Annotated in this window: 28 protein-coding genes; 5 read left to right on the top strand and 23 right to left on the bottom strand. The window is 64.2% G+C overall.

What is annotated here, in order from left to right; all coding sequences use genetic code 11:
• Window positions 1-16 precede the first annotated feature (16 nt).
• Together WBK19_RS19965 and WBK19_RS19960 are read right to left on the bottom strand one after the other, a co-directional pair.
• A complete protein-coding gene (locus WBK19_RS19965; RefSeq protein WP_511292819.1) occupies window positions 17-817 on the bottom strand; it encodes a beta-ketoacyl synthase chain length factor in 801 nt (266 codons plus the stop codon).
• Window positions 814-2,004 (bottom strand): beta-ketoacyl-[acyl-carrier-protein] synthase family protein, encoded by a 1,191-nt coding sequence (locus WBK19_RS19960; protein WP_511292818.1) that lies wholly within the window; start codon window positions 2,002-2,004, stop codon window positions 814-816. The genes WBK19_RS19965 and WBK19_RS19960 overlap by 4 nt, the downstream gene beginning before the upstream one ends.
• 186 nt (window positions 2,005-2,190) lie before the next feature.
• Between WBK19_RS19960 and WBK19_RS19955 the strand changes: the two genes are divergently transcribed.
• Together WBK19_RS19955 and WBK19_RS19950 are read left to right on the top strand one after the other, a co-directional pair.
• A complete protein-coding gene (locus WBK19_RS19955) occupies window positions 2,191-2,982 on the top strand; it encodes an alpha/beta hydrolase (RefSeq protein WP_511292817.1) in 792 nt (263 codons plus the stop codon).
• Window positions 2,983-3,164: 182 nt separating this feature from the next.
• A complete protein-coding gene (locus tag WBK19_RS19950) occupies window positions 3,165-4,490 on the top strand; it encodes an anaerobic C4-dicarboxylate transporter (RefSeq protein ID WP_511292816.1) in 1,326 nt (441 codons plus the stop codon).
• 42 nt (window positions 4,491-4,532) lie between these two features.
• Here the strand turns inward: WBK19_RS19950 and WBK19_RS19945 are convergent, their stop codons facing one another.
• The 13 genes from WBK19_RS19945 to WBK19_RS19885 all read right to left on the bottom strand — a co-directional run bounded on the left by WBK19_RS19945 (window position 4,533) and on the right by WBK19_RS19885 (window position 15,920).
• Window positions 4,533-5,714, bottom strand: coding sequence for a DUF1615 domain-containing protein (locus WBK19_RS19945; RefSeq protein WP_511292815.1), 1,182 nt, complete (start codon window positions 5,712-5,714; stop codon window positions 4,533-4,535).
• Between the two features lie 4 nt (window positions 5,715-5,718).
• Entirely contained in the window at window positions 5,719-6,453 is a 735-nt protein-coding gene (locus WBK19_RS19940; protein ID WP_511292814.1) for a class I SAM-dependent methyltransferase, read from the bottom strand.
• Window positions 6,450-7,250 (bottom strand): polysaccharide deacetylase family protein, encoded by an 801-nt coding sequence (locus WBK19_RS19935; protein WP_511292813.1) that lies wholly within the window; start codon window positions 7,248-7,250, stop codon window positions 6,450-6,452. Before WBK19_RS19935 ends, WBK19_RS19940 begins: the two co-directional genes overlap by 4 nt.
• 1 nt (window position 7,251) lies before the next feature.
• The gene (locus tag WBK19_RS19930) at window positions 7,252-7,896 is read right to left on the bottom strand and encodes an alpha/beta fold hydrolase (RefSeq protein WP_511292812.1); all 645 of its coding nucleotides are present in this window, start codon (window positions 7,894-7,896) and stop codon (window positions 7,252-7,254) included.
• A gap of 69 nt (window positions 7,897-7,965) precedes the next feature.
• Complete coding sequence (locus WBK19_RS19925) at window positions 7,966-10,299, bottom strand: MMPL family transporter (protein WP_511292811.1); 2,334 nt, start codon at window positions 10,297-10,299, stop codon at window positions 7,966-7,968.
• On the bottom strand, window positions 10,296-10,865 hold the full coding sequence (locus WBK19_RS19920) for a LolA-related protein (RefSeq protein WP_511292810.1): 570 nt from the start codon (window positions 10,863-10,865) through the stop codon (window positions 10,296-10,298). The genes WBK19_RS19925 and WBK19_RS19920 overlap by 4 nt, the downstream gene beginning before the upstream one ends.
• Complete coding sequence (locus WBK19_RS19915) at window positions 10,862-11,773, bottom strand: lysophospholipid acyltransferase family protein (RefSeq protein ID WP_511292809.1); 912 nt, start codon at window positions 11,771-11,773, stop codon at window positions 10,862-10,864. The genes WBK19_RS19920 and WBK19_RS19915 overlap by 4 nt, the downstream gene beginning before the upstream one ends.
• Complete coding sequence (locus tag WBK19_RS19910; RefSeq protein ID WP_511292808.1) at window positions 11,770-12,075, bottom strand: ApeI family dehydratase; 306 nt, start codon at window positions 12,073-12,075, stop codon at window positions 11,770-11,772. Before WBK19_RS19910 ends, WBK19_RS19915 begins: the two co-directional genes overlap by 4 nt.
• Window positions 12,062-13,435, bottom strand: a complete 1,374-nt coding sequence (locus WBK19_RS19905) for an AMP-binding protein (RefSeq protein ID WP_511292807.1) — start codon at window positions 13,433-13,435, stop codon at window positions 12,062-12,064. The genes WBK19_RS19910 and WBK19_RS19905 overlap by 14 nt, the downstream gene beginning before the upstream one ends.
• Complete coding sequence (locus WBK19_RS19900) at window positions 13,432-14,127, bottom strand: COG4648 family protein (RefSeq protein ID WP_511292806.1); 696 nt, start codon at window positions 14,125-14,127, stop codon at window positions 13,432-13,434. Before WBK19_RS19900 ends, WBK19_RS19905 begins: the two co-directional genes overlap by 4 nt.
• Window positions 14,124-14,408, bottom strand: a complete 285-nt coding sequence (locus tag WBK19_RS19895) for a phosphopantetheine-binding protein (protein WP_511292805.1) — start codon at window positions 14,406-14,408, stop codon at window positions 14,124-14,126. The genes WBK19_RS19900 and WBK19_RS19895 overlap by 4 nt, the downstream gene beginning before the upstream one ends.
• Before the next feature lie 18 nt (window positions 14,409-14,426).
• On the bottom strand, window positions 14,427-15,677 hold the full coding sequence (locus WBK19_RS19890) for a beta-ketoacyl-[acyl-carrier-protein] synthase family protein (RefSeq protein ID WP_511292804.1): 1,251 nt from the start codon (window positions 15,675-15,677) through the stop codon (window positions 14,427-14,429).
• A 3-nt stretch (window positions 15,678-15,680) separates the two neighbouring features.
• Window positions 15,681-15,920, bottom strand: a complete 240-nt coding sequence (locus tag WBK19_RS19885; RefSeq protein ID WP_511292803.1) for an acyl carrier protein — start codon at window positions 15,918-15,920, stop codon at window positions 15,681-15,683.
• Window positions 15,921-16,064: 144 nt separating this feature from the next.
• Here WBK19_RS19885 and WBK19_RS19880 point away from each other — a divergent pair, with 144 nt between their 5' ends.
• On the top strand, window positions 16,065-16,739 hold the full coding sequence (locus tag WBK19_RS19880) for a phosphatase PAP2 family protein (protein WP_511292802.1): 675 nt from the start codon (window positions 16,065-16,067) through the stop codon (window positions 16,737-16,739).
• On the opposite strand, the gene dsbD is transcribed toward WBK19_RS19880, so the two are convergent.
• Genes dsbD through WBK19_RS19865 form a run of 3 tightly spaced genes read right to left on the bottom strand, consistent with a single transcriptional unit; the run spans window position 16,736 to window position 19,590 of the window.
• Window positions 16,736-18,496 (bottom strand): protein-disulfide reductase DsbD, encoded by a 1,761-nt coding sequence (gene dsbD, locus WBK19_RS19875; protein WP_511292801.1) that lies wholly within the window; start codon window positions 18,494-18,496, stop codon window positions 16,736-16,738. The two genes, WBK19_RS19880 and dsbD, sit on opposite strands and share 4 nt — an antisense overlap.
• Window positions 18,493-18,810 carry a divalent-cation tolerance protein CutA gene (gene cutA / locus WBK19_RS19870; protein ID WP_511292800.1) on the bottom strand — a complete coding sequence of 106 codons (318 nt, stop codon included), beginning with the start codon at window positions 18,808-18,810 and terminating at the stop codon, window positions 18,493-18,495. The genes dsbD and cutA overlap by 4 nt, the downstream gene beginning before the upstream one ends.
• A 9-nt stretch (window positions 18,811-18,819) precedes the next feature.
• Window positions 18,820-19,590, bottom strand: coding sequence for an ABC transporter permease (locus WBK19_RS19865; RefSeq protein ID WP_511292799.1), 771 nt, complete (start codon window positions 19,588-19,590; stop codon window positions 18,820-18,822).
• Window positions 19,591-19,745: 155 nt separating this feature from the next.
• Between WBK19_RS19865 and WBK19_RS19860 the strand changes: the two genes are divergently transcribed.
• On the top strand, window positions 19,746-21,293 hold the full coding sequence (locus WBK19_RS19860) for a B12-binding domain-containing radical SAM protein (protein ID WP_511292798.1): 1,548 nt from the start codon (window positions 19,746-19,748) through the stop codon (window positions 21,291-21,293).
• A gap of 3 nt (window positions 21,294-21,296) precedes the next feature.
• Here the strand turns inward: WBK19_RS19860 and WBK19_RS19855 are convergent, their stop codons facing one another.
• Window positions 21,297-22,703: a tetratricopeptide repeat protein gene (locus tag WBK19_RS19855; RefSeq protein ID WP_511292797.1), complete on the bottom strand. Its 1,407-nt coding sequence runs from the start codon at window positions 22,701-22,703 to the stop codon at window positions 21,297-21,299.
• Window positions 22,704-22,792: 89 nt separating this feature from the next.
• Between WBK19_RS19855 and WBK19_RS19850 the strand changes: the two genes are divergently transcribed.
• Window positions 22,793-23,560 carry a TIGR01458 family HAD-type hydrolase gene (locus WBK19_RS19850; RefSeq protein ID WP_511292796.1) on the top strand — a complete coding sequence of 256 codons (768 nt, stop codon included), beginning with the start codon at window positions 22,793-22,795 and terminating at the stop codon, window positions 23,558-23,560.
• A 9-nt stretch (window positions 23,561-23,569) separates the two neighbouring features.
• On the opposite strand, the gene WBK19_RS19845 is transcribed toward WBK19_RS19850, so the two are convergent.
• The 4 genes from WBK19_RS19845 to WBK19_RS19830 form a co-directional block, all read right to left on the bottom strand.
• Window positions 23,570-24,184, bottom strand: coding sequence for a hypothetical protein (locus WBK19_RS19845; protein ID WP_511292795.1), 615 nt, complete (start codon window positions 24,182-24,184; stop codon window positions 23,570-23,572).
• 157 nt (window positions 24,185-24,341) lie between these two features.
• Window positions 24,342-25,259: an ATP-binding cassette domain-containing protein gene (locus WBK19_RS19840; protein WP_511292794.1), complete on the bottom strand. Its 918-nt coding sequence runs from the start codon at window positions 25,257-25,259 to the stop codon at window positions 24,342-24,344.
• Window positions 25,247-25,885 carry an alpha/beta hydrolase gene (locus tag WBK19_RS19835; RefSeq protein ID WP_511292793.1) on the bottom strand — a complete coding sequence of 213 codons (639 nt, stop codon included), beginning with the start codon at window positions 25,883-25,885 and terminating at the stop codon, window positions 25,247-25,249. Before WBK19_RS19835 ends, WBK19_RS19840 begins: the two co-directional genes overlap by 13 nt.
• Window positions 25,886-25,890: 5 nt before the next feature.
• Entirely contained in the window at window positions 25,891-26,199 is a 309-nt protein-coding gene (locus tag WBK19_RS19830) for a (2Fe-2S) ferredoxin domain-containing protein (RefSeq protein ID WP_511292792.1), read from the bottom strand.
• Window positions 26,200-26,283 lie beyond the last annotated feature (84 nt).

Here is a 26,283-nt window from a genome sequence, read left to right as displayed (position 1 = left end):
CGAAGGTTTAGGTGGGTCAGCAACATTCGATATCGATCGACAACTGCATCGGCGGCAGGTAGTCGAGACAGATTTTCCCGCTCTCGCCGCGCGCCAGTTTTTGCAGCAGCGGCAGCGCGCGCAGGGCCGGGATGGAGACGCGCAGTGCTTCCAGTGCGGCGTCGGCCAGAGGCTCGGCGGCCGCGCTATCCGGCGTCACCGTAATCGATGCGAGCGAGCGCTCACTGCGTTCAGGTGTCAGCAACAGTGCGATGCCAGCTACATCCGGCACCGGCCGCTTGGCAAAAAGCGGCTCGGGATATTCGCTGTCGTAGGCGATCAAAAGCGTAGTCTGGCGGTCGAGAACGACCTGACCCAGCGCGTCGATCAGGCCGGCGCCGAAGCTCGCATCGTAGGCGCAGATGACCTGGCACGGCGCCATCGCGCCGGTGGCAATGCCCCAGTAACCGGCGGCGGCGTTATGCACCGAATTGTGGAAACGGGTCGGCGAAATCTGGCGGTCGTCGGTGGCCAGTTGCTCGCACAAGGCGTGGCAGTTGTGGCCGTCGGCGCCTGAGGCCGAAAAAACGGTGGCCAGCGTCGCGACGTCGGCGCCGGCATGGGCGGCGGCTTCGAGGCCGACAGCCAGCGTCAGCTTGACGACGCGGCTGGCCCGGCGCCGTTCGGCCGGCGGCAGGATGCTCGGTGCCGGCAAAACGGAAGGTGCTGCGGTCAACGGCGTTTCGCCGCGCAAAACGGCACGGGCGGTCGGCCAGTCCGGCAGGCCGGGGGCCAGAAAGCCGATGCCTTCGATCCACGCAGTCAGCGGGCGGCTCATTTTGCGACTCCCAGAATCAGGCTGCAATTGCTGCCACCGAAGCCGAAGGAATTGGTCAGGGCACGGCTGACCTTGCCCTCCCGAGTTTTGAGCAGGTAATCGACGGGAATGGCCGGATCGACATTCTCGGTGCCCGGGCTGCCGGGCAGGAAGCCGTCGGTCAGGGTCAGGGCACAGATGATCGCCTCGACCGCTCCAGCGGCGCCCAGGGTATGGCCGGTGGCGCCCTTGGTCGAACTGCAGGGAACGCCGTTGCCGAACAGGGCTACAACGGCCTTGCCCTCGGCGGCATCGTTGGCCGGTGTCGAGGTGCCGTGCAGGTTGATGTAGTCGATGTCGCCAGCCGTCAGTCCGGCCGAACGCAGCGCGGCTTGCATGGCCATTTTGGCGCCCAGCCCTTCCGGGTGGGGCGAAGACATGTGATAAGCGTCGCTAGATTCACCGGTACCCAGCAGCAATACCGAACCAGCGGCCGGCTGGTCACAACGTTCAAGCAGGGCAAAAGCGGCGCCCTCGCCGACCGAAATACCGTTGCGTGCCGCATCGTAGGGACGGCATGGTTGGGCCGAGGTCAGCTGGAGCGAGGCGAAGCCGTAGAGTGTGGTCAGGCACAGCGTATCGACGCCGCCGACAATGGCCGCGTCGATGCTGCCGAGTTCCAGTTGGCGGGCAGCGGCGGCAAAGACCTTGGCGCTCGACGAACAGGCCGTCGAAATGGCCATCGCCATGCCTTCCAGCCCGAAATAATCGCGCGTGAATTCGGCCAGCGAGAAGGAATTGTGCGTTGTGCGGTAATGAAAATCGTCGGGCAGCGCACCGCTTTCCGGGTCGCGCCGGCGATAGGCCAGCTCGGTCTGCAGGATGCCGGCGGTACTGGTGCCGAGGAATACGCCGACCCGCGATTTGCCGTAACGCGCAATCGCTTCGCGCACGCGGTCGGCAAAACCGTCGGTTTCGAGGCCCATCTGCGTTAGCCGGTTGTTGCGGCAATCGTATTCAACCAGCGCTTCCGGCAGTATTTCTGCATCAACGCCAGCGACCTCGCCCATCCAGGTATCGAGTTGCACTGTTTCGAAAGCGCACGGCACCAACCCGCTCCGCCCATTGCGCAAAGCCTCGCGCGTGGTATCAAGGCCGCGCCCGAGGCAGGTTGTGGCGGTGTAGGCGGAAAGCAGCAGCGGGGTCACGGTGGCGCTCGAAATGGGGTGACGTGAATTTTAGCAGAGGGGGCCGTTGTAAATGGATGGCATGATTGCCTATCTGCGGATAAGCCAGACTGTTCTTCCGGGCTTGTACGTTAGCGGTCAACTCCATCAGGCTTATAGGAGCATGGACTTCTTAATATTTTTATCGCGGGAAGATGGGTTACGAAGATGCATGGCTTACTGAAAAACTGGCGGGGCCTGGTCTTATGGTTTTTCGTTACTCTGGCTTTCGGCCAGACCGAGTCCAAGGTCGTCGACATTCCAACACGCCCCGGCGTCACGCAGCGCCTGCTGGTTCTCGCCCCGCCCTCGCCCAAGGCGGCGGTGATTCTCTTCGCCGGTGGGCATGGCGGCTTGCAGATTGCTGCTGATGGCTCTTTCGGCTGGGGCAAAGCAAATTTCCTGATGCGCAGCCGACAGCTGTTTGTCGATAATGGCTTGCTGACAGTGGTCATCGACGCGCCGTCGGATCGCCAATCGCCGCCCTTTCTGGCCGGCTACCGCCAGGGGCCGGAGCACGCGGCGGATGCCCTGGCGGTGATCGCCTGGGTGCGCCAGCAACCGGGCTTGCCGGTGTGGCTGGTCGGGACCAGCCGGGGGACGCAGTCGATTGCGGCGGTGGCGACACGCCTGAGTCGGGCCGACGGGCCGGACGGTCTGGTGCTGACTTCGACCATCCTGACCGATCCGAAGGCGCCGTCGGTGCCGGCCATGGCGCTGGATAAGTTGAGTATCCCGGTGCTCGTCGCCCATCATGAGCTGGACGGCTGCAGCCGTTGCGCCTTCAGCGAAATACCGAACCTCATGCAGAGGCTGGAAGGGCTGCCGCGCCAGCAGTTGCTATCCTTTCGTGATGGAATCAGCCGGGGCGATCCGTGCGAGGCGATGGCCTATCACGGCTTCAATGGCATTGAGTCGCAAGTTGTTGGGCAGATTGCCGGCTGGGTGCTGGCTCGCTGATTTCAGATTTCATTTTTGCCCCTTTTTCCCGGTTGACCGTGGCAAGCCCGGCTGGGGCTGATGCAGATCAACACCCGTGCAGATTTACCTTGCCGACGCCCTTATGTCGCCTGTTCCCCTGTGGCATAGTGACCTGAAATTGCTGCGCTGCAGCATATAAGAGTTTGCTTAAGGGGAACACCATGTTTGATTTCTGGATTCAGTTTGCGCTGGTTCTGACCGCTATCCTGATCGGTATTCGTCGCGGCGGGGTGGCACTTGGGCTGATCGGCGGGTTAGGCGTGGCGGTGCTCAGTTTCGGTTTCCGCGTTGCACCATCGGAACCGCCGATTACCGTCATGCTCATCATCCTCGCCGTGGTCACCGCCTCGGCGACGCTGCAAGTGGCTGGCGGCCTCGACTGGCTGGTCCAGCAGGCCGAACGCGTGATGCGCAGGCATCCGCAGCAGATCACGATTCTGGCGCCGCTCTCCACCTTTTTGCTGACTGTTTGCGTCGGCACCGGCCACGCTGTCTATTCGCTGCTGCCAGTCATTGCTGACGTGGCGCTCAAAACCAAAATCCGCCCGGAACGGCCGATGGCGATTTCCAGCGTCGCTTCGCAGATGGGCATCACGGCGAGCCCGGTGGCGGCCGCCGTGACGACTTTCCTGGCGATGACGGCGAAGACCGATGCGCCGGTGACGCTGGCCCAGATCCTCATGGTCACGCTGCCGGCCGGCCTCATCGGCGTTCTGGCGGCGGCCTTCTGGAGCATGAATCGTGGCCTCGATCTCGACAAGGATCCGGAGTTTCAGGAACGCATGAAAGACCCGGCTTTCCGCGCCACGGTCGAAATGTCGGTGACGACGCTCGACAAGACCCTGCCCAAGTCGGCCCGCCTGTCGGTCGTGCTGTTCTTTACCGGCATCCTGACCATCGTCGCCCTTGCCCTCTACCCGAGCGTGCTGCCGCTGGCCAAGGGCAAGCCGATTCCGATGACCACTGTCGTCCAGTTGGTGATGCTCGCTTTCGGCGCCTTCATCCTCTTCGCCGCCGACGTCAAGGCGGCAGCCATCGCCAAATCGGAAGTATTTACGGCCGGTATGATCGCCGTCGTCTCGATCTTCGGGATCGCCTGGATGAGCGACACCTTCGTCAAGGCCAACGAGGCTTTCCTGGTTGAAAACATCAAGGCCATGGTCGAATACGCGCCATGGACCTTCGCCTTGGCCATGTTCGCCGTCTCGGCCTTCGTCAAGAGTCAGGCGGCGACGCTGACCATCATGCTGCCCTTCGGCCTCGCTCTCGGTTTGAGCCCGCAACTGCTGCTCGGCCTCATGCCCTCCTGCTACGCCTACTTCTTCTTCGCCTTCTACCCGAGCGATCTGGCGGCGATCAACATGGACCGCAGCGGCACGACGCGCATCGGCAAATACCTGCTCAACCACAGCTTCATGATTCCCGGCTGGATCGGCGTCATCACCTCGACGATCGTCGCCTACTCGCTGGCGCAGATGTATTTCTGATTTCGATTTTGGCCAAAATTTCCGGTTGACCGTAGCATTCGGCTAGCGACCGCTGCTGCGGGCCAGACAGGTCCGGTAGCGCCCTTCGACCTTTCGGGCGAACCATTCGGTGGTCAGTTTTCGGCTGATTTTCGGGCTTTTCAGGTCGATCTGCGGCAGGGTTTGCCGGCGCATCGGCTTGGCGCCTTTTTCGGCCAGTTCGAAGACGCGGTTGAAGAGCGGGCTGCGGCCGAAGGCCGGGGATTTTTCCAGGAGCAGGTCGCGGCGGATTTGCGGGCGGCTCATGTCTAGTTGTTTGGCGATGCCGATGGCGGCTTCCTCGACGCTGCTCGGTACGGTTGCCGGCTGGCCGTTTTCGTAGCGCATCAGGTCGCCGTCCGGGGACAGCGGTTTGCCCGTGAGCTTGCCGAGTGCTAGCTGGAAGGCGGCGTTGCGGCTGCTGTAGCGGCCTGAATTGAAGTCGGCGAAACGGTAGGTGATGGTGTCGTAGGGGACTTCGTAATCGAGCAGGATGGCGCTGCCGAAATAGACGCCGCCGCGCCGCGTGAACACCTCGTCGCGCACCTTTTTCGCCATCGGATACGGGTAGTTGCGCTCCTTGACCTGCTGCGTCGCGAAATCGATGCTGACCTGCATCGGGCCGCCGGTGCGCACGGGGTTGTAGTCGGCAAACAACTGGCGGCCGAAGGGCAGCTCGCCGGTCATGTCCTCGAACAGGGCATTGACCTGCTTTTCGGTCTTCAGCGCGTCGATGCGCTCGTTGTAGCTCTTGCCATCGGGCGACTTCTTGCTCAGCGCGGCATTGACGAGCAGCGACGGCACGCCGTAACGCCCGGCCCGGTTGTCGAGTTCGCGGCGCACGATGTTGGGCAGGCCGGGCACGCTGGGATCGGCCTGGAAGCTCGATTCCTGCTCGATGATGGCGAGGGCGGCGCAATAGGTTTGCGTCGCGTGCGGAACTTCAAGTGTTTTGAAGGCCGTGTGCAGGTCGTCGGCCCAGCCCTGACGGTCTTTCGCGTAAGCGGGAATCAGGCGGACGATGCGCTTTTTGACGTCGCCTTCGGCCAGCGAAGTCGGCCAGGCGGAGGCCGTCTTGCCATCGGCCCGCCGTGCCATGTCGGGCGGTAGCGCGCCGCCCTCCTCCTCGCCTTCCTCGAACAGCGAGCAGCCGGCCAGTGTGGCAAGCAGCGCAGCGGTGAGGATGGCCAGGCGGCTGCAACGCATGGCGTCAGGCGGGCAGATTGGCCGGAACGCGGCAGACCAGCATGACGTTGGCGAAGGGCTTGATGTCGTTCATCGGGTCGGTCTCGACCGTGAAACCGAGGCATTCGAGCAGCGCGATCCACTCGGCCAGCGGCCGACAATAGAGGCGCGGCAGGCGATGGCCGCGAATGAAAGTGACGGCGTGATCGACCCAGTTACAGACGTGGTAAGGCAGCCCGGCCGAGGCGTCGCCGACGCGGGTGAGGAACAGGCCGCCCGGCGGCAGCGCGGCGCGGATGCGCTTGATGACGTCTTTCTGGTGGGCGTGGTCGAAATAATGCAGGGCATCAAGGATGGTGATGACGTCGGCGTGGCCAAAGTCGGCCTTGGTCATGTCGCCCTGCTCGATGCGGACGATCGGGTGATCAGCACCGAAAGCGCGGGCGGCGCGGTCAACGTCCTTCTGCATGAGTTCGATGCCGCGCAGGCTCAGGGCCTTGGGCGCCGCCGGCCAGCCCTTCGGCCAGTTGCCGGCCTCGTACAGCTTGCGGGCGGCGAGCAGCCATGAAAACAGGCTGCCCTGGCCGCAGCCGAGGTCGAGATAACGGCCTTCGGCCGGGAACAGGCCGCGCTTGAGGATCTCGCGGAAGATGCTGTCGGAGGACAGCTTGCCGCGCGAGTAGTGGTAGGCGAAATGGCCGCCGCCGATGAAGGGGCGGCTGGCTTCGTCGAGCAGGGTGCGCAGGAAACGCTTGGTCATGAGGTGGCGTCGGGCAAGGTGACGGGGTTGAGTGAATGTTGGCGCAGAGCGGTGATCAGGCGCGGCAGAACGGCGAGGATGACCGGCTGGCCATCTGCCGTGCGGGCGGCGTGGCCGTCGTGCAGGAGCAGGATGTCGCCGGGACCGAGATTGCGGGTGAGGCGTCGAAAAATGATATCCGGGTCGCCGCAGCGCGTGTCGTAGGGGCGGCGCGTCCAGCTGGCCAGCTTGAGGCCGAGGCCGTGCAGCACGGCGTCGAGGAAAGGATTGCGCAGGCCGGCCGTGGCGCGGAAGTAGCGTGGCGTCTGACCGGTGATTTCGCTGAAAGTCGCTTGCGCCGCGGCAATGTCGGCCTTCATGCGGCCGGGGCCGAAGAAGGCGAAGGCTTTGGAGTGCGAGTCGCCGTGGTTCTCGACGCGATGGCCGCGGGCGACGATTTCCCGGCATAGCGCCGGGTTTTCGCGGGCGCGCCAGCCGATGCAGAAAAAGGTGGCCTTGGCTTCGGTGGCATCGAGCAGGTCGAGGACGCGCGGCGTGACTTCCGGGTCGGGGCCGTCGTCGATGGTGATGGCAACTTCGCGGCGGGCCACGGCGTCATCTGGCAGGCGGTTGAGGTTGGGGCCGAGCAGCGTTGTCCGTGGCAGCAGGCCGGCCGTCGTGATGATGGCGTGGTTGATGACTAGCGCGCCGACGGCCCACGGCCAGATGGCCGGCGCGGCGAGGCAGCCGACGGCAGCCGCGGCGTGGGTCGCGAGCGTGGCTTTGATGGCGAGGGTCGGCTTCCTGGGCGTCGGCATGTCAGGCGGCGAAGTGGCCAAGGTTGAGAAAATGTTCCCACAAATCACGCCACACCGGCCAGTCGTGGTTGCCCGGCAAGGCGCAGCGGGTGGCGGTCGGGAAGCGGTCGGCGATGTCTCGCATGCCTTCGGCGAAGCGGTCTTCCGTGCCGTAGCCGACGAAAACCGGGAAACCGGCCGGCGGCGCCTTGAGCCAGCGATAGGCGCGGAACTCGGGGTCGGTCAGATCGACGGCGTTTGGTTCCCAGAGGTCGAGACCACCGGCCCGCTTGATGGCGTTGGTGGTCAGCCGGCTGCCGGGGTACGGCGCGATGAGGCACAGGCCATCGACGAGGCCGGGATGATCGGCGTTGAGGCAGAGCGCGAGCAGGCCGCCGAGCGAGATGCCGCCGAGCCAGACTTGCCGATACTGGGCGCGGGCCGGGATCAAAATCTGCTCGATGACCGCGGGCAACGCGTCGCCGCTCGACACGGCGTCAAGCCCGAGGTCGACAGCGACGATGTCGAGCTTGAGATGGCGCACGGCGGCGTCGGCAAAAAAACCGTTGGCGACGAAATGTTCGGGCGTCATGTAGGCGCCGGGGAGCAGGACCAGCAGGCTGTCGCCGCCACCGTCATGGCGCAGGGTTCTAAGCGCGGCGCTCATGCGGCGGTTTCACGTGAAACGTGGGTTTTCATTTTTGGCCAATATTTCCGGTTGACCGTGGAATTGCGCTCAGTCACCTTCGCGCCTCGAAAAACAGGCCGACAGCAGCAGGGCCAGCGCGGCGCCCGGGCCGACGGTGATGCCGACGGCGTGCAGCACCGGCACGCTGGACAGGGCGAGCGTGCCGAAGCCGATGGCGGTGGTCAGGTTGGCGATGGCCATCGAGGCCAGGGTCGGCGGATCGAGCCGGTGTTCATTGCCGGCCCGGTCGAAGAACAGCGCGTAATTGGAGCCGACGGCGACGATCAGCAGCATGCCGATCAGGTGCATGAGGTGCAGTTGTTCGCCCGCCAGATGGACGCCAGCGACGACCAGAATGACGGCAAGCAGCAGCGGCAGCAGGACGGCGCCGAGCCTGCGGACGGAGCGAAGGGTGACGGCGAGCAGCGCGACGATGGCAAAGAAGCCGGCCAGCGAGAGCAGCGTCGCTTCGTCGAGATAGTCGTTGTAGAGCCGGTCGAATTCGAACTTCATGTCGATGAACAGCGCGCCGCTGCCGGCCAGTGTGGCGCGTACCGGCTCGATGTCGATGTCCACGCCCTTGACGCCGGCTGGCGGGCGCAGCGGCAGCAGCACACTCCAGCCGTTCGGCCGTTGCATGAGCAGCGAATCGACGGCCAGCGCCAGGCTGGTGCCGTTGAGCGTTTCGCGGGTGATGCTGCCCTGCTCTTTCGCCCTGGCGACTTCGTCGAGGAAGGCGCCGAGTTTGTTGGCGGCGAGCGGCGAATCGGCCTGCGCGGTGTGCAGGCGCTCAGCCAGAACGTCGCCGGCCGGCAAACTGGCCCGCCGGCTGTCCTGCATGGCCTGGCTGGGCAGGAAGCGGGCCGGGCTGTCGTAGCCGCCGATGATGCCTTTGGCGACCAGCGCATCGAGTTGCTGCCCAGCCTTTTCGGCAGCCCGCAGCGCAGCTTCGCGGTCGGGCGCCGTGATGACGGCCATGTAGCGTGAGTCCGGGGCACCAATGTCGGCGCGGAGTGCCATGTCGGTGGCCGAGTCTTCGGCGCTGACCGTGCTCAGCGCCGACAGGTTGGGGTGCCACAGTTGATGGCGGTCGATGACGAGGACAGTGGCGGCGGCGAGCGTGAGCAGGATGATCGCCCAGCGCAGACCCTGCAGGGCCCGGATGCCCTGTTTGAGCGGCGGCGCGAGGTGACTCAGATCGCGGATCGGATGGTCGTTGCCGGCCAGGGCCGGCAGAATGAAGCGGGTGACCAGCGCGGCGGTCAGCACGCCGCTCAGCGAATAGAGGCCGAGCTGGGCGAGGCCGGGGAAACCGGAAAAGAGCAGCGCCGCGAAGCCGCAAACGGAGGTCAGCACGCCGAGGCGGATGGTCGGCCAGAAGCGCGCCCGCCATTCAGCCGCACCGAGCCGGCCGGACTGGACGAAATAGTAGATCGAGTAATCGACCGCCTCGCCGATCAGCGCCGCACCGAAGCCGACGGTGATGCCGAAGACCGTGCCGTAGACAAGGCTGACGGCGACGATGCCGGCCAGCGCCCCGCTGACCACGGGCAGCAGGCCGAGGCTGAGCAAGCGGGCCGAGCGATAGACGAAGAGCAGCACCGCGATGATGGCCAGCGTGCTGATTGCCGACAGCTTGCTGACTTCGCTCTTGATCGTTTCGCGCGATTTGACGGCGAAGACGCCGGGGCCGGAAATCACGATCCGGGCGTCGCTGAAACCGGCGTATTGCGCGCTCTCGGCAAACTGGCTGCGGATGGTGGCAATGGCCTGTTCCTGGGCATCGGTGTCCGACCCAAGGGCGGCGCTCTGGATCAGCAGCATGGCCCGTTCGCCGTCGCGTGAGGCCCAGACGCCCTCGCGCACATTGGGCTGGGCGCCGGCGCCGAGGCCGGAGAGCAGCTCGATCATTTCGCCGGTCGGGTCGCGCGGCAGCAAGGGCTTGATCATCATGCCGGCCGGCGAGGCAAGCAGATCGATGCTGTTGGCGATGCTGTCGCGCAGGCCGTCGACGGTGAATCTCTCAGGCTTGACGGCCGGGCTGAGCAGGTAGCGGTGGCGGAACAGGAAGTCGCGGTCGGCATCGAGACTGCCGGCCTGGCCGTTCTCGACGGCGACGAATTCGGGCAATTTTTCCAGTCGACCGTGCAATTGGCGCGAAACGGTCGCCCGCTGCGCCGCATCGCCGCCTTCGATGGCAACCATGAGCAGTCGGGTGACGACGCCCTCCTTCAACTGGTCGACCAGTACCCGCTGCGCCGGGCTCGGCCGGGCCGGCAGGAAAAAGGACATGTCGGCCGAAAAGTGGCTGTTCCAGACAACGGCTGCCCCGGCCAGCATGGCCAGCAGCCAGATCAGGAAGGCACGAGCCGCCGCGCTCATTTGGTCTCGATCGGCTCCATGTTGAGCACCGAGCGGTCACCGTCGGCCTGCAGGTACTCGATGCTGCGGATCAGGTTCTTGCTGCCGCTGACCGTGATGCGCAGGACCAGGGCCGAGATTTTCTGGTCGCTAGGCAGTAGTGTGAGCACCCACTTGTCGGCATTGCCCGATAAATGCAGGGCATAGTTTTTCTCTAGCGCCGCCCGGTTGCCCGACAGCGTTCCGCGGATGCTGTCCACGAAAGCCAGCGCTTCCGGCTGGTTGGCCAGATTGATGCTCAGTTTCTGCTTCTCGCGCTCGATGGACAGGATGTCCTTGTCGAGCAGCAGGGTTTCGACCTTGGGAACCAGCGTCCGCTTTTCGAGCCGGTCGGGCGCCGTGTAACTCATTTCGCCGGACGAGACGACGGGCTTGTCGAGCAGCGAGATGTATTTTTTCTCGGTGAATTTTGCCTTGCCGCCTTTGTTTTTGGCGAGGTCGGTCATCAGTTGGCCGACATCGAAAGCGGCTGAGGCCGGCAGGGCCAAAACCAGCAGAAAAAGACAGCCGAGGAGAAGTTTGATCATATTTTCTGCCAGAAATCGAAGAAATTGAACCAGTTATACGGCGCCAGATGGCAATAATGCGTCAGGCGGTCGGCGTAGTGTTGCATGGCGGCGTGGATTGCCGTGTCGCGTTCTTCACGCGTCGTCTGCGAAAAATCGGCCAGCGGCTCGAAATGCAGCTGGTAGCGATTGCCGCCGAGATAGAGGCCGGTCATGAAGAAGACCGGACGACGCAGCATGGCGGCCATGCGGAAGGGGCCGAGCGGGAACGGGGCTGGTTTGCCAAGAAAATCGCAATCGACCGTGGCGTCGTCGCCCAGCCCGCGGTCGGCCAGCATGCCGACGAGGTAGCCCTCGTCGAGGCGGTCGCGGGCCTGCAGCATCGAATCCATGCGGCCGAGCGGGATGATGTCCTGACTGGCCGCCGGGTTGATCGCTTCGAGGGTCGAATTGATTTTGCGGGCGTTTTCCTCGTACATCATCATCGCCACCTTGAGCCCCTGCTTGCCGCGGCCGACGGCGCGCAGGACTTCGAAGCTGCCGAGGTGGGCGCCGATGAGCAAGGCGCCGGGGTGCTCGGCGGCGACTTTCTGCACGGCTTCGTTGCCGATGATTTCGATGTCGAAGAGGTCGAAACGGTCGTTGAGCAGGTAGATCCGGTCGTGGATCGTGCTCGCGAAGCTGAAGACGTGGCGGAAGCCGTCCGACCATTCGGCCCAACGGTTCAGCGCCAGATGCAGGTAGTCGCGGCTGAAGCGGCGGGCGCGCGGGGCGAACAGGACGAAATAGGCGGCGATGCCGTAAAGGACGAGGCGGCCAACGCGGCGGCCGAAGGTCAGCGAAATCCACACCATGAGCTTGAGGATGGCCAGATTGCTGCGTTCCTGCTGGCGCATCCAGTCGGCGTCGGTTGGCTCTTTCTGGCTCATGGCGCGCTGGGCGTCAGGCTGCCGGAGGCGACGTCGCGCTCGGCGGCACGCACGGTGAAGGCAATGGCCCCGCTTGGCTTGGTCGTTAGCGAGAAAGTGAGCGCTTCCTCAGGTCCGACCGGGCTGAAAAACTTGGCGTTGCCGACTTGCCAGTTGAGGCCTGGCTTACCGAGCATTTCTTCGGCGAACAGGATGGCGCGGTCGAGCAGGACGACGCCGGGTACGATGGGCCGGCCGGGAAAATGCCCGGCGAAAGCCGGGTGGTCGGCGGGGACCAGCCAGCGATATTCAGCGTCCGCCATGGCTGACTTTCTCTACATACAACGCCTGCAGATCACCACGCGGCAGTTTGCCGGTGCTGTTGCGTGGCAGCTTGTCGACGAGGACGAGCGGCCGGGGCAGGAAAATGGCATCGATGCGCTGGCGCAGTTCGACCGTAACTTGCCGGCCAGTCAGGCCGGGCGCGACGACGAAAGCGGTCAGGCGGGTGATGCCGTCCGGGCCTTCCTCGTCGGGCAGGAAGAAGGCGCCATCGACGACACCGGGCACGGCGCAAAGCTGGTGGTTGAGGTAGGCCAGCGAGGTGCGTTTGCCGGCGATGTTGATGAGGTCGGCGTGGCGGCCGTGGAGCAGGAACTGTTGAAGGGGTTGCGTGGGCTGGTCGGGCAGCAGTTCGATGAGGTCGGACAGGGCGACGCGGCCTTCGACGTGGCCGGCACAGGCGACGGTGTCGTCGCCGTCCTGTTCGAGCCGGACGCCGGGAAGCAATGTCCACGCCGCGCCGGCTGTGGTGCGTCGGCTGGCTAGCTGGCCGGATTCAGTCGAGCCGTAGATTTCCAGCATCGGGGCGCCGGTGCGGGCTTCGGCTTCGGCGGCCAGCGTCGTCGACAGCGGCGCGGTGGCCGAGAGCAGCATGTCGACGGGCGGCAGTTCGATTTCAGCCGAGAGCAGTGCCGAGAGGTGGAAAGGCGTCGTGACGAGCAGGCGCGGCTGTGGCACGGCGGCCAGCGCGCCGGCGATGTCCTGCGGATAGAACGGCTTGCCGGCCCAGAAGGCGCAGCCGCCGTGCAGGGCGAGCAGGAAGGTCGATTCGAAACCATAGCTGTGCTGGACCGGGACGGTACCGACGATGGCGTGCGGCTGGCGGTCAAGGCCGAGGGCGATGGCTTCTGAGCGGCCGTTGGCGACGAGCTTGCCCCAGGTCTTGCGCTGGGCCTGCGGCAGGCCGGTCGAGCCGGAAGTGAACAGGATGGCAGCAAGGTGATCGGCGGAAATCTGCGGGATGGCCGATTTCGTTTTTGCCTCTTTTTTCCGGTTGACCGTAGAAATCGCCGGGAAGTCGAGGCGCGGCAGGTCGAGCGTGTCGGCGGCGCCGTCGCACAGGCAAAGCAGCCCGGGGTACTCGGCCTGCAGGCGGCGGAAGGTTTCCGGCGATTGCGACGACGGTTGCAGGCTGGTCATGCCGCGCAGCAGGCCGGCGGCGAAGCCGACGGCAAAGCGGTAACGGTCGTGGCAGAGGTTGAGCAGATAGCCAGTGGCCGGCAATTGTTCGGCCAGCCAGTGGGCGTCGGCAAGGTAGTCGCCGACGCTGATCGGGCCTTCCGGTGTCCAGGCAAAAATGGCGTCGAGGTCGCCGTGGGCGAGCAGTGGAACGGTATTCATGACGGATTGGCAGGCGGCTGCGGCGTATCGGGATCGGCCACCGGCGCTTTCTGCTGGTTGCGCATGCGGTAGGCGCGGGCGACCTGGGCGATGCTCGGCCGCTCTTCTGGCGGCAGGGCTTTGACCCGCCAGATGTGTTCGCCGATGAACATGGCGGCGAGCAGCGGGGCCGACATCAGATTGGCAAAAATAGACCAGATGGTGTGCGGGGCGAGCAGCCAGAGAATGGCCGAAATCAGTGCGTTGCCGAGGAAAAACAGCGTCCACGCCAGTGTCGCGCGTCGCGTGTAAAGGCGCTTGCGCTCGGATAGTTCGCCCTGATGCACGGCGCGGGCGAGCTGGGTGATCAGCGCTTCGCCGTCGCCATGCAGGCTGCGTCCGAACAGCGTGCCGAGCGCCAGATTGGTGCCGAGGTGCTGGATAAAAAATAGCAACGCGATATTTTCGCGCAGGGTCGGCCAATACCAGGCCAGACCGCCGAGCATGGCGAATATGCCGGTTGCGGTCAGCGCCGGGTGGCTGCTGCGCCAGAGCAGCAACACGAGGGCGGTGACGATGGGGGCGAGGCCGAGTAGTACGGAGAGATCGCCGGAGCCTTCGCCGGCGCTGCCGGTGTGGGCCAGGAAGGCCCAGACTGCAAGAAAGACGATGACGGCCAGGCCGCGCAGCAGCTGGCCCGGGGACAGGGTCATTTGGTCCGCTGGGTGGCGATGTGGGTAGACAGGGCGCGCAGCGACGAGAAGATGCGCAGGTTGTCTTCGTTGTCCGATTTGAGCTGGAAGCCGTATTTCTTCGAAATGACCAGGGCGATTTCGAGCACGTCGATCGAGTCGAGGCCGAGGCCGTCGCCGAACAGCGGCGCATCCGGCTCGATGCCGGCTGGCGGCATGTCGAGGTTGAGCGCCGTGACAATCAGCTCGGCGACTTCCGGCAGCAGGGCTTCGATGATTTCCGGGGAAATGGCTTCAGACATGGCGGTACTTCCGTGGGGTTACAGGTCGACGGCGCGGAACGCGAGGACCGCGTTGCTGCCACCGAAAGCGAAGGAATTGGAGAGCGCGGCGCGCAACGGCTGGCCGTGACGGGCTGTCGTGACGTGGTCGACGCCGGCGCAGGCCGGGTCGAGTTGGCCGAGATGGGCGGTCGGCGGAATCGACCCGTCGCGCAGGGTGAGGACGGTGACGATGGCTTCGATGGCGGCCGAGCCGCCGAGCGAATGGCCATGCATCGACTTGGTGGCGCTGACCGGCAGGGATGCGGCGCGCTCGCCGAAAACTGCCTTCAGCGCGGCGACTTCAACCGGATCGCCTTCGGCCGTCGCTGTGCCGTGGGCGTTGACGTAATCGATGTCGGTGATGCCCAGCCCGGCATCGGCCAAGGTCAGCTGGATGGCGCGAATCTGCCCTTCGGCTTCCGGGCGGACGAGATGGCTGTGGTCGCAAGTCGTGCCGTAGCCAACGATCTCGCCGTGAATGCGGGCGCCGCGGGCGACGGCATGCTCCCAGTCTTCAAGGACCAGGGCCGCCCCGCCCTCGCCGAGTACCAGGCCGCGGCGATTAGCCGAGAAGGGCCGACAGGCGGTAGCCGAGGTGTCGGCGTCGCCCGGTGCCATGACGCGCAAGGCCTCCCAGGCGCGGGCAACGCCGTAGGCCTGCGGCACGTCGGAACCGCCGGTCAGCATGATCGTCGCTTCGCCGCTGCGCACACGGCGGAAAGCCTCGCCGATGGCAATGGCTGACGAGGCGCAGGCCACAGTGTGGCTCATGCTGACGCCGCCCAGCCCGAGTTGGATGGACATGTGGGCATTGGCGCCGTTGTTCATGCCAAGTACGACCGTTAGCGGTGAAAGACGTTCGCGGCCGCGTTGCCATAGCTCGCGGTAGCCGTGCTCGTAGGCCATCGTGCCGCCGAGCGCGGTGCCCCAGGCGACACCCCAGTTATCGCGGCATTCACCCGCGGTCTGTCGCGGCAGACCGGCATCGTCCCAGGCGCTGAAGGCGGCAGCCATGCCGAACTGCGCGTAGCGGTCCATCATGCCGGCCAGTGGTTTGCCGAGCGTGGCAGCCGGATCGAATCCGGGGCTCGTGACAAAGGGCATCGACAGCGGGCGTGGCACATCATCGGTGAGCAGGTAGCCGACGGCCGATTCGCCGGCACACAGGCGCCTGAAGAAATCAGTGAGGTCGCCACCGTAAGGACTGACCAATCCGAGGCCAGTAATCGCCACCCGCCGCTGGCTCATCGCTCAGCTCTTTGACTTGGCGATCAGCCCGTCCATCAGCGACACCATCTCGCCAACGGTCCGGGGGGTTTTGATATCGCGGGAAAGCTTGATGCCGAAGCGGTCCTCGAACTCGAACATCAGTTCGAGCATCATCAGCGAGTCCACACCAAGCTCCGCCAGCGCGGCGCCGGGAACGACATTTTCCGGCTCGACGCCGAGGCGGTCCTTGAGAAAATCGCGAATCAGGCCAATGGATTCCATAGACCCGCCATTTTAGCTGAAAGCCCATGTTTTCCAAAGGTTTCCCCCCATACTCTTGCGCTGGTGTACCGTACCCGGGCAGCAGACATGCCATTTGTTACCATGGTGGCGGCCCTCACCCAGTCGCGCCCTTTTGAGCCATCAATGCAACAGTTCGACGACCCCCGCTGGACCCGGCAGATTGCCTCCCGGGTGATCTTCCTGTGGCCCCTCAAGGCGGTCGGCACGACGCTGTTCATGCTGCTTTTCTTCTGGGCCTATTTCGGGGTGTTGCGTAACCCGCTGTTCCCGGTCACGCTGATGCCGCTGACGGTGGTTGACGAGTGGATTCCCGTCACGGCGCTGGCATTTCCGGTCTACGCCTCGCTGTGGGTTTTCGCCTCACTGCCGGCCGCCCTGTTCAGGGATGTCAGGACGTTGATCCTGTTCGGCCTGTGGATGGCGGCCATGTGCCTGCTCTGCCTGGGCATTTTCTGGGTCTTTCCGACCGGCGTTCCGCCGGCTGGCATCGACTGGAAGCTCTATCCGGAAATGGCCATCATCAAGGACGTCGATGCCAGCGGCAACGCCTGCCCGTCGTTGCATGTCGCTTCGGCGGTGTTTGCAGCGATCTGGCTCGACCGGCTGGTGACGACGATCAGCGCCCCGTTGCTCCTGCGCTGGCTGATCTGGCTGCATTGTCTGGCGATTTTGTGGTCGACCGTGGCGACGCGTCAGCATGTGGTCATCGACGTTGTGGCCGGCGCCGTGGTGGGCACGGTGTTCGGCGTTCTAGGCCTGCGCCAGGCGCTGGGCCGGGCGAAACTGCAAAAAATCTAGCTGCTTGTCGCGTTCTGTTGCAGGGTCTTCATGAACTGGGCCGCATCCTGAAAACCGACGATGCGCACGGTCTTGTTTTCCTGCCCTTTTGCGTCGTAGAAAATGATGCCCGGTGGGCCAAACAGCTTGAATTTAGCCAATAAAGCCTTGTCGTTGTCGGAATTGGCCGTGACATCAGCCTGCAACAGTGTGAAGCCAGCCAATTTGGCCTGAACAGCGGGGTCGGAGAAGGTGAAACGCTCCATTTCCTTGCACGAGACGCACCAGTCGGCGTAAAAATCGAGCATGACCGGCTTGCCGGCCGTCTTGATTCGAGCTTCCAGATCGGCCACCGACGTCACACGTTCGAAGGGCAATCGTTTTTCCTCGGCGGCGACGGCCTGTCCGCGCAGCCCGGCCAGCGGCTGCAGCGGATCGCGCCCGCCGGCCAGGGCGCCGATGAGCAGCGCGGCGCCGGTTAGCAGCATGACGATGCCGATGCCCTTCCAGAAACGGTGCCAGCCCTTGGCATGGGGCGGCAGCGGATCGAGGGCGTGGAGGTAGATGGCCGGGATGATGAGCAGCGCTGCCCAGGCCAGCATAGCCGCGACCGGCGGGACGACCGGCGAGACAAGCCAGACGGCGGTAGCGAGCAGCAGCACGCCGAAAGCCTTCTTGACGCCTTCCATCCACGGCCCGGTTTTGGGCAGCAGCGAACCGCCGGCAATGCCGACGGCGATCAACGGCGCGCCCATGCCGAGCGCCATGATGAACAGCGCGGCACCGCCGAACACAGCGTCGCCGGTCTGCCCGATGTAAAGCAGCGCACCGGCCAGCGGGGCGGCAACACAGGGGCCGACGATCAGGGCTGACAGCGCACCCATCAGGAAAACCCCGATGCCGCGTCCGCCCTGCAGGTGGCCGGATTCTTCCGACAGCTTGCTTTGCAGCGCGGTCGGCAATTGCAGTTCGTAGAAGCCGAACATCGAGAACGAGAGGACGACGAAAACCAGCGCGAAGCTGCCGAGCACCCACGCGTTTTGCAGCGCAGCGGAAATCAGCGTGCCGCTCAGGCCGGCCGCGATGCCGGCCGCGGCATAGGTGACAGCCATGCCGAGGACGTAGGCGACGGATAGGGCGAAACCGCGGGCATGCGAGTTCTTGTGTCCCTGACCGGCGATGATGCCGGACAAAATGGGGATCATCGGGAAGACGCAGGGGGTCAGCGACAGGCCGAGGCCGGCGATGAAGAAAAAGGCGAGGCTGGTCCAGAAGCCGGCGTTTTTGAGCGTGTCGGCGATCCGGCCGCTTTCGTCGCCGTTAGCCGGTGCTGCCGCGGCAGTCGGGGCGCTGGCCGGGTCGGGCAGTTCGACGTTGAGCGGCTGGGTTTGCGGCGGATAGCAGACGCCGGCGTCGGCGCAGCCTTGCGAGGTGACGTTGAGTTTGAGCGCCAAGGGGCCGGAGGACATGCGCTCGACCGGCACGCGGATGGCGACGGTCTTGTAATAAACCTCGACCTTGCCAAAATTCTCGTCGTCGTGTTCCTTGCCTTTCGGGTAGGTCGGCGTGCCGAGGGGGGCCGTTTCGCCGTCGACAGTGAAGCGGAATTTGTCGCGGTAGAGGTAGTAGCCCTTGGCGATCTCGTAGCTGATTTCGAGCGTCTGCCCGTCGAGGGCCTTGACCGATGGCTTGAAGGCGACGGCCGGGTCGAGGAATTCCTCGGCGTGGGCGAGCGAGATGAAAAAGGCGAAAACGAGGAACAGGAGGCGCATGGTCATGGGGTCGTTTCTGCTGCCACCCAGATCAGGTAGGCGGGCAAGCCGTGGCTGATCGGCAGGGCGATGATTTCGGGCAACTCGTAGGGGTGGAGTTCGTGGATTTTGGCTTCGAGCGCCGGGTAGTTTGCTGCGGTCAACTTGAAAAACAGCGGAATTTCGGAAGCCGATTCGACCTTGCCCTGCCAGCGATAGATCGACTGGACGCGCGGCAGGATGTTCACGCAGGCGGCCAGCCCGGCCTCAACCGCGGCGAGTGCGATGGCGTTGGCGGTTTCTTCGTCCGGACAGTTGGTGATGACGAGCAGAGTTTCCATTAGCGGATTCTACTTGAGCAGGCGGCGACGGGTCAGGTGGAGAGCAATCGCGAAGGCTACGGCCGCGGTGCCGAGCAGCGCCATGATGTGGATCAGGGCGTCGGCCGGGATCTGGCCGGCGAGCAGCGGGCGAACCAGCGCGACACCCTGGGCCAGCGGTAGCCAGCCGCCGATCAGCGCCAGCCAGCCTGGGAGCTGGTCGGTCGGAAAGAAAACGCCGGAAACCAGCGTCATCGGCGTGATGAACAGGGTGAAGTAGTACATGAAGAAATCGTAGGACGGCGCCAGCGCGTTCCAGATCAGGCCGAGGGCGGCGAAGGCCAGCCCGGTGAGGACGATGGCCGGCAGCGCCCAGAGCATCAGCGGGCCATTGGTCAGGCCCATGCCGGTGATGACGACGAGAATCGCGGCGCCCGAGAACAGCGACTTGGTCGCCGCCCAGAACAGTTCGCCGGCGACGACATCGCCCAGCCCGAGCGGCGTGTTGAGGATGGCTTCCCAGGTTTTCTGGACGTGCATGCGCGAGAAGGCCGAGTACAGGGCCTCGAAGGTCGCGGCATTCATCGTCGAGGCGCAGACGGTACCGCCCGCCAGGAAAGCAATATAAGGCTGACCTTCGATGCTCGGCAGCATGGCGCCCAGGCCATAGCCGAGGCCGAGCATGTAGATCAGCGGATCGGCCAGGTTGCCGAGAATGGACGGCAGGGCGAGCTTCTTCCAGACCAGGAAATTGCGTTGCCAGACGGGAAACCAGCCGAGCAGGGAGGGTAGAGGCAGCATGGGGCTGAACGAATGAAACGGAAGACGCATTTTAGCCTTTGGCCGAGCCGACAGCGCTTTAGTTCGCCATTCGAGCGATTTCAATTTTGGGCCTTTTTTCCGGTTGACCGTGGGATCGCTTCGGGAGGCGTCGGCGAAGCTGTCAAAATGGCGAAATGCCGCCCGCCATCATCCTGAGCACGCTCAACGCCAAATACATCCACGCCTCGCTTGGCCTGCGCTACCTGCTCGCCAACATGGACCGGCATGGCGGCGTCGGGCTGCGTGAGCGGACTGTTTTGTGCGAATTCACCATAGCCCGACCGGTGGCGGAAATCGTCGCTGCGCTGCTCGCCGAAGAGCCTCAGGTCATCGGTTTCGGCGTCTATATCTGGAACGTCGTGCAAACGACCGAGGTCGTCCGCCGCCTTAAATTGGCCCGGCCGGCGTTGAAAATCGTCCTCGGCGGGCCGGAAGTCAGTTACGAGTGGGCAGAACAGGAAATCGTCCGGCTGGCCGATCACCTGATCACCGGCTGGGGCGACGTGAGTTTTCCGAAGCTGTGCCGCGCCCTGCTAGACGGGCCGCCGCCGCTCATGAAAGTGATCCCCGGCGAGCAGCCGGCGCTGGACGACATCGCCCTGCCCTACGCCGAGTTCAGCGCCGACGATCTGGCGCATCGCCTGCTCTATGTCGAAGCGTCGCGCGGCTGTCCGTTCAAGTGCGAGTTCTGCCTCAGTTCGCTCGACAAGACGGCCTGGGCCTTTGAGCCCGAGCGCTTTCTTGCCGCGCTGGAAACGCTCTACGAGCGCGGGGCGCGCAACTTCAAGTTCGTCGACCGGACCTTCAATCTCAAGATCGACAGCTCGCTGACCATCCTGCAATTCTTCCTTGACCGCCTGACGCCGGATCTCTTCCTGCATTTCGAAGTGATCCCCGATCACCTGCCGGACCGTCTGAAAGAAATGATCGCCCGCTTCCCGCCTGGCGTGCTGCAGTTCGAAGTCGGTATCCAGACCTTCAATCCGGAAGTCCAGCAGGCCATCTCGCGCCGGCAGGACAACGCCAAAACCTGTGAAAACCTGGCCTGGCTGGTCAATCACAGCCACGCCCACCTGCATACCGACCTCATTTTCGGCCTGCCCGGTGAAACGCTGGCCAGCTTTGCCATCGGTTTCGACCGCCTGTACGCCCTGCATCCGCAGGAAATCCAGCTCGGTGCCCTCAAACGCCTGCGCGGCACGCCGATTGCCCGGCACAGCGTGGCTTACGGCATGGTCTACGACGCCGAACCGCCCTATACCGTTCGACAAACCGCCGTGGTCGACGCGCCGACCGTCGAGCGTTTCACCCGCCTCGCCCGTTACTGGGATCTGCTCGCCAATTCCGGCCGCTTTCCGCAAACCCTGCCCATCCTGCTCGCCGGCCCCTCGCCCTTTGCCGCCTTCCTCGCCTTCGCCGACTGGCTATGGCAAAGCACCGGCCAGACCAGTCGCCTGACGCCGGAAAAACTGGTCGATTGCCTGTTCGACTACCTGACCGGCGGTCTCCGAATGGAAAACGAAAGCGTCCGCCAGACGTTGCTCGCCGACTACCAATCGAGCGGGGCCCGTGCCAATCCGGCCTGCCTGCAAGGTTTGTTGAAGGACCGGGAAAAACCGGTGCCGCGAGTGGCCAGGGCGCTCGCCCAGCGGCAGGACCGGCACGGCACCAGCTCCGGTTAACAATCACGGCCCGCTGGCGATTGCTTGGCTGCGTTGCTTCACCAGATCAGCCAGCGCTTTCTTGAGTTCGGCGATAACCGGCGCCCAGCTGCCGGTGGCACCCTGCCGAAACAGCCGCATGACTCTCGGGTACCACGGCGAATCGCTGCGCTCGGCGAGCCATCGCCAGTCGGTCTTGTAATCGGGCAGCAGGACCCAGCAGGGACGACCCAGAGCGCCGGCCAGATGGGCGGCGGCGGTGTCGACGGCGATGACCAGATCGAGATTCATCATGATCGCCGCCGTGTCGGAAAAGTCGGCGATATCGGCGCCGAGCGGGGTGATAGCAAACGGCGAGACGGCGCTGGCCGCTTCGTCCTCTCCTGCCCCTTTCTGCAGGCTGAAATAGCGGATGCCCGCGACGTCGCTGAGCGGCGCCAGTTCGCGGAGCGAGCCCAGTGAACGATAAGCGTCGTTCTCGAAGCGCGGGTTGCCCTTCCAGACCAGTCCGACGCGCAGCGCGTCGCCACTGTCGCCCATGACGGCCCGCCAAGCGGCGACCTTGTCCGGCGCCACCCGCAGGTAGGGCAGTTCGGCCGGGATGGTGTCGAGGCGTGTGCCGAGGTAATACGGCTGGCTTATGGGCGGCGTCCAGTAATCCCAGGCGATACCGGGATCCGGGTCGCCGACGGCAATCGCCTCGTCAATGCCGGCGAGGTTCTGGAACAGGGTCTTGAGCGGCGGGTGGCAAAGGACGGAGACGCGCCGGGCGCCCTGTTCCTTGAGCAGTTTGCCGTAGCGGCAAAACTGGATCATGTCGCCGTGACCGGCCTCAAGCCCGATCAGGATCGCTTTTCCCGCCAACGCTTCGCCCTGCCAGCGCGGCATGCCGAGGTGTTTCGCGATCTGGGCGTACCAGTCGCGCGATTCCATGTGGCGCCAGCCTTCTTCGTAGCGTCCCTGGCGCAACAGCAGGTGGGCGAGGTTGAATGAGGCTTTCTGATAATCCGGTGCCAGTTCCAGTGCGCTGCGGAAACAGCGCTCGGCTTCCGTTTCCCGTTTCATGCAGGTCATCAACACACCGAGATTGGACCAGGCGGCGGCCGATTCCGGGTCGATGGCCAGTGCACTCTGATATGCCACCTCGGCTTCGTCAAAGCGTTGTTGGGATTCGAGCAGGGCGCCCAGATTGATGTAGGTCTGCACCTGTGTCGGGGACAGCGCCAGGGCCTGACGGTAACTCTCCTCGGCTTCCTGATGGCGGCCCTGACTGTCGAGCAGGTAACCAAGATTGGCATGAGCTTCGGACAGCGTTGGTGCCAGCAGCAAGGTCTGGCGAAACCCGTTTTCTGCGGCAGCCAGATCGCCCTGCTCCATGACCTGCAAGGCTTCATAAAAAAGCTTTTCGGCAGAGGCGGAAGGTGTCGTCATCCGTCTATTCTAGCCCGCTGAGCCAATGACAAAACTTTAGTCAAAAACGATAATCGAACCACTGTTAAAACTCTTCGAAGGTGGCGGAGATGGCGCCGACAATTTCACCGAAAGCGGCTTTGATCGATCTGGCCGGCGTCCTGCACACCGGGGATGACGCCTTGCCGGGGGCAGTGCGGGCACTCGACCGGCTGCGGGCGTCGGGGTTGCCGCTGCGTTTCCTGACCAATACGACGCGGACGCCCAGTTCGATTTTGTTCGCCAAGTTGCAGCGCATGGGTTTCACGCTGGCCGCCAGCGAGATACAGACGGCGGCGCTGGCGGCGCGAACGTTGGTTCGGGCTCGTGGCCTGCGCCCGCTGTGGCTGATCCACCCCGATATCGCCGCCGAAATGGGTGACAGCGCTGCCGAGCCGGATATCGTCGTGCTCGGCGACATGGGGACGCATTTCACCTACCCGATCCTCAATCATGCTTTCCGCCTGCTCATGGACGGCCTGCCGCTCATGGCGATGGCGCGCAATCGCTATTTCATGGAGCCGGACGGGCTATCGCTTGACATGGGCGCCTTCGTCGCCGGGTTGGAGTATTCGGCCGGGATCTCGGCCGAAATTACCGGCAAGCCGGCACCGGCTTTCTTCAATGCGGCGCTGGCTGAACTGGGTATCGCGCCGGCTCAGGCGGTGCTGATCGGCGACGACCTGAGCGATGACATCGGCGGCGCGCAGGCGGCGGGTATTCCGGGGATTCTGGTGCGGACAGGGAAATTCCGGGCCGGCGACGATGCGCATCCGGACATTCGTCCGGCGGCGATTTACGATGATTTTTCTGCTGTGGTCGACGCCCTGCTCGGCTGAGCTGGGAGATCAGCCGAACTTGCGCTGATGCGCTTCAACGGCTTTCTGGCGGGCTTCTTTGAGGCGAAGCAGGACTGAATCAGGAAGTGCCTCGTCGCTATCCGGCACCTGGCTCAGGGCGTGGGCTTCGACTGCCTTGAGTCGCGCCACCATCAGGCGGAGTCGAATGTGGCCGGGCACTTCATCACGATCAGCTTCTTCGCTGGCAGATTCGTCGACGACTTTGGGGCGATTGAACGAACGGTGCAGGTCGAGTTCGTCGAGGCCGCCCTGATAGTTGTCGTTCGGGTCGTAGGTGAAAATCTGTGGCTCGCCGGCGTGCGTACTGGCGCTCAGAAGCGCGACCTGGCGGCGCTCGGTGCGGCTCAGCATGAGGACGGTCGCTGCCTTTTTCTTGGCGAGGCGCGCCTCGATGCGTGCCTTTTTGGCGGCGCGCAAGCGGTCAGATTGTTCGAGCGTCAGTTCCTTGATGGCGCGCGGCGGCATCGGAATGGCCGAGATGGTGACGCCTTGGGCAGCTACGGACATGTCGACGACGGACGCTGCCTCGTCGGAACCTTGTTCCGAGGCACCCACTTCCACTGCCGAGAATGCGAGCACTGCCGCGACCATCAACCAACGCATTGCGATTTCCAAACTGAGCCAATGTTCCATTTTAGCAGCTTTTGGAAAATGTCCAGGAGAAACATGAGCTTGGCATCTCGGGTGGCGAATGCCAAGGGGCTGGATTGGTCTCGTTTCCGGGCCTGTTTGCCGGCTTCCTGGCCAGATTGCGCCGGGTTCAGTCGCGCAGTTCGCGGCCGGTCAGTTTGATGAAGACGTCTTCGAGGTTGGAGGCGCGGTGCACATAGCGCAGGCCGTCGGCATCGGCAAGTCGGGCCAGCAGTTCACGCGGGTCGCGGCAATAGAAGAAGGCGGTTTCGCCGCTGGTTTCGACGCGCTCGGCGAGGTGTTTTTGATTTTTGACGAAAATTTCCAGTTGACCGTGGGATTCGTCGAAAACCTCGACGACCTGCGGTTCGATCTGCTCGGCGATCAGTTGGCGCGGGCTGCCTTCGGCGATCTTGCGACCGTGGTCGATGACGATCAGCGTGTCGCACAGGCGTTCGGCTTCGTCCATGAAATGGGTAGTCAGGATCAGCGTCTTGCCGGCTGACTTGAGCTGTTTGAGACGTTCCCAGATCAGGTGGCGGGCCTGCGGGTCGAGGCCGGTGGTCGGCTCGTCGAGGAAGATGATGTCGGGGTCGTTGACCATGGCCCGGGCCAGCGTCAGCCGGCGTTTCATGCCGCCGGATAGCGTTGAAATGCGGGCCTCCGCCTTGCTGGTCAGGCTGGCGAATTCGAGCAGTTGCGGGATTTTGGCGCGAATGTCGGCGTCTTTAAAGCCGAAATAGCGGCCGAAGACGAGCAGGTTTTCGGCGCAGGTGAAGTCCGGGTCGAGGTTGTCGAATTGCGGCACGACGCCGATGCGCGCCCTCGCCGCCTGCGCGTCGTCGGGAATGACGTGGCCGTTGAGCACGATGTCGCCGCTGTCCGGCGCGGTCAGGCCGAGGCAGAGGCGCAGCGTCGTCGTCTTGCCGGCGCCGTTTGGGCCGAGCAGGCCGAAACAGGTGCCCGGTTCGACGGCGAACGACAGACCGGCGACGACTTCCCTGTCGCCGTAGGTCTTGCGCAGATTGCTGGCTTCTAATGCCGCCATGCGCGCGTCACGATGTCGCGGATGAGGTGCAGGCGACGGTGGAAGAAGTGATCGGCGCCGGGCACGACGACGACCGGCAGGTCGAGCGGTTGCGCCCAGTTGAGGACGTTGCCGAGCGGCACGGTATCGTCGGCCGAGCCGTGGATGACGATGGTGTCGTGCGGCACGGCTTCGGTGTCGTACTGGCGGGTGCCTTCGACGAAGCCGGCGGCGGTGCCGACCAGGACGAGGCGCTGGGCCGGGTGGTTGGCTTCGACCAGGCGCTTGGCGACGCGGGTCTGGCAGTAGGCGCCAAACGAGAAGCCGGCCAGCGCAACAGGCAGGTTGCCGCAACGACATTTGGCGTCTTCGAGGACAGCGAGAAGGTCATCGGTCTCGCCGACGCCGTCGTCATGGATGCCTTCGGTGTCGCCGACGCCCCGGAAATTCGGGCGGAAAGCCGCATAGCCCAGCGCCACGAAAGTGCGGGCCAGCGTGTAGGCGACCTTGTTGGTATTGGCGCCACCGCCGATCGGGTGCGGATGGGCGATCAGGGCGATGCCCTTCGGCGCATCAGGGCGTTCCATGATGACCTCGATCTTGCCGACCGGGCCGTCGATGAGGATTTTCTCTTCGGGGGCGCGCATGGGGGTCAGATCTTCAGACGGTCGACGACCTTGCCGCCGATCAGGTGGGACTGGATGATTTCCTCGACGTCTTCCTTGTCGATGAAGGAATACCAGGTTTCTTCGGGATACACGACCATGACCGGGCCGACTTCGCAGCGGCCGAGGCAGCCGGCCTTGTTGATGCGGACGGCGCCGACGCCATTCTGCTTGAGGGCGCCGATGCGCTCCTTGGCGTAGGCGAACATGTCGGAACCGCCGACGTTATTGCAGCATTGCTCGCCGCCTTCGCGCTGGTTGGTGCAGACGAAAACGTGATGTTTGAAGTAGCTCATGCGGGGTCTCCTGTGCAGACCTCGCATTATAGGCGAGCCGGTTTCACGTGGAACGTGGCGGGAGATTTCGATTTTGGCCGTTTT

This window comes from Azonexus sp. (assembly GCF_049652925.1).
Classification (GTDB): Bacteria; Pseudomonadota; Gammaproteobacteria; order Burkholderiales; family Rhodocyclaceae; genus Azonexus.
This window is presented reverse-complemented; position numbering and strand designations above follow the sequence as displayed.

Bases quoted from the DNA above. Each gene is read 5' to 3' on its own strand.
- WBK19_RS19885 (WP_511292803.1), bottom strand. From the start codon at position 15,920: ATGGAATCCATTGGCCTGATTCGCGATTTTCTCAAGGACCGCCTCGGC.
- WBK19_RS19860 (WP_511292798.1), top strand. From the start codon at position 19,746: ATGCCGCCCGCCATCATCCTGAGCACGCTCAACGCCAAATACATCCAC.
- WBK19_RS19850 (WP_511292796.1), top strand. From the start codon at position 22,793: ATGGCGCCGACAATTTCACCGAAAGCGGCTTTGATCGATCTGGCCGGC.
- WBK19_RS19880 (WP_511292802.1), top strand. From the start codon at position 16,065: ATGCAACAGTTCGACGACCCCCGCTGGACCCGGCAGATTGCCTCCCGG.
- WBK19_RS19920 (WP_511292810.1), bottom strand. From the start codon at position 10,865: ATGATCAAACTTCTCCTCGGCTGTCTTTTTCTGCTGGTTTTGGCCCTG.
- WBK19_RS19930 (WP_511292812.1), bottom strand. From the start codon at position 7,896: ATGAGCGCCGCGCTTAGAACCCTGCGCCATGACGGTGGCGGCGACAGC.
- WBK19_RS19950 (WP_511292816.1), top strand. From the start codon at position 3,165: ATGTTTGATTTCTGGATTCAGTTTGCGCTGGTTCTGACCGCTATCCTG.
- WBK19_RS19855 (WP_511292797.1), bottom strand. From the start codon at position 22,703: ATGACGACACCTTCCGCCTCTGCCGAAAAGCTTTTTTATGAAGCCTTG.
- WBK19_RS19835 (WP_511292793.1), bottom strand. From the start codon at position 25,885: ATGCGCGCCCCCGAAGAGAAAATCCTCATCGACGGCCCGGTCGGCAAG.
- WBK19_RS19925 (WP_511292811.1), bottom strand. From the start codon at position 10,299: ATGAGCGCGGCGGCTCGTGCCTTCCTGATCTGGCTGCTGGCCATGCTG.
- WBK19_RS19830 (WP_511292792.1), bottom strand. From the start codon at position 26,199: ATGAGCTACTTCAAACATCACGTTTTCGTCTGCACCAACCAGCGCGAA.
- WBK19_RS19890 (WP_511292804.1), bottom strand. From the start codon at position 15,677: ATGAGCCAGCGGCGGGTGGCGATTACTGGCCTCGGATTGGTCAGTCCT.
- WBK19_RS19845 (WP_511292795.1), bottom strand. From the start codon at position 24,184: ATGCGTTGGTTGATGGTCGCGGCAGTGCTCGCATTCTCGGCAGTGGAA.
- WBK19_RS19940 (WP_511292814.1), bottom strand. From the start codon at position 6,453: ATGACCAAGCGTTTCCTGCGCACCCTGCTCGACGAAGCCAGCCGCCCC.
- WBK19_RS19915 (WP_511292809.1), bottom strand. From the start codon at position 11,773: ATGAGCCAGAAAGAGCCAACCGACGCCGACTGGATGCGCCAGCAGGAA.
- WBK19_RS19965 (WP_511292819.1), bottom strand. From the start codon at position 817: ATGAGCCGCCCGCTGACTGCGTGGATCGAAGGCATCGGCTTTCTGGCC.
- WBK19_RS19900 (WP_511292806.1), bottom strand. From the start codon at position 14,127: ATGACCCTGTCCCCGGGCCAGCTGCTGCGCGGCCTGGCCGTCATCGTC.
- WBK19_RS19910 (WP_511292808.1), bottom strand. From the start codon at position 12,075: ATGGCGGACGCTGAATATCGCTGGCTGGTCCCCGCCGACCACCCGGCT.
- cutA (WP_511292800.1), bottom strand. From the start codon at position 18,810: ATGGAAACTCTGCTCGTCATCACCAACTGTCCGGACGAAGAAACCGCC.
- dsbD (WP_511292801.1), bottom strand. From the start codon at position 18,496: ATGACCATGCGCCTCCTGTTCCTCGTTTTCGCCTTTTTCATCTCGCTC.
- WBK19_RS19895 (WP_511292805.1), bottom strand. From the start codon at position 14,408: ATGTCTGAAGCCATTTCCCCGGAAATCATCGAAGCCCTGCTGCCGGAA.
- WBK19_RS19935 (WP_511292813.1), bottom strand. From the start codon at position 7,250: ATGCCGACGCCCAGGAAGCCGACCCTCGCCATCAAAGCCACGCTCGCG.
- WBK19_RS19865 (WP_511292799.1), bottom strand. From the start codon at position 19,590: ATGCTGCCTCTACCCTCCCTGCTCGGCTGGTTTCCCGTCTGGCAACGC.
- WBK19_RS19840 (WP_511292794.1), bottom strand. From the start codon at position 25,259: ATGGCGGCATTAGAAGCCAGCAATCTGCGCAAGACCTACGGCGACAGG.
- WBK19_RS19945 (WP_511292815.1), bottom strand. From the start codon at position 5,714: ATGCGTTGCAGCCGCCTGGCCATCCTCACCGCTGCGCTGCTTGCCACA.
- WBK19_RS19955 (WP_511292817.1), top strand. From the start codon at position 2,191: ATGCATGGCTTACTGAAAAACTGGCGGGGCCTGGTCTTATGGTTTTTC.
- WBK19_RS19905 (WP_511292807.1), bottom strand. From the start codon at position 13,435: ATGAATACCGTTCCACTGCTCGCCCACGGCGACCTCGACGCCATTTTT.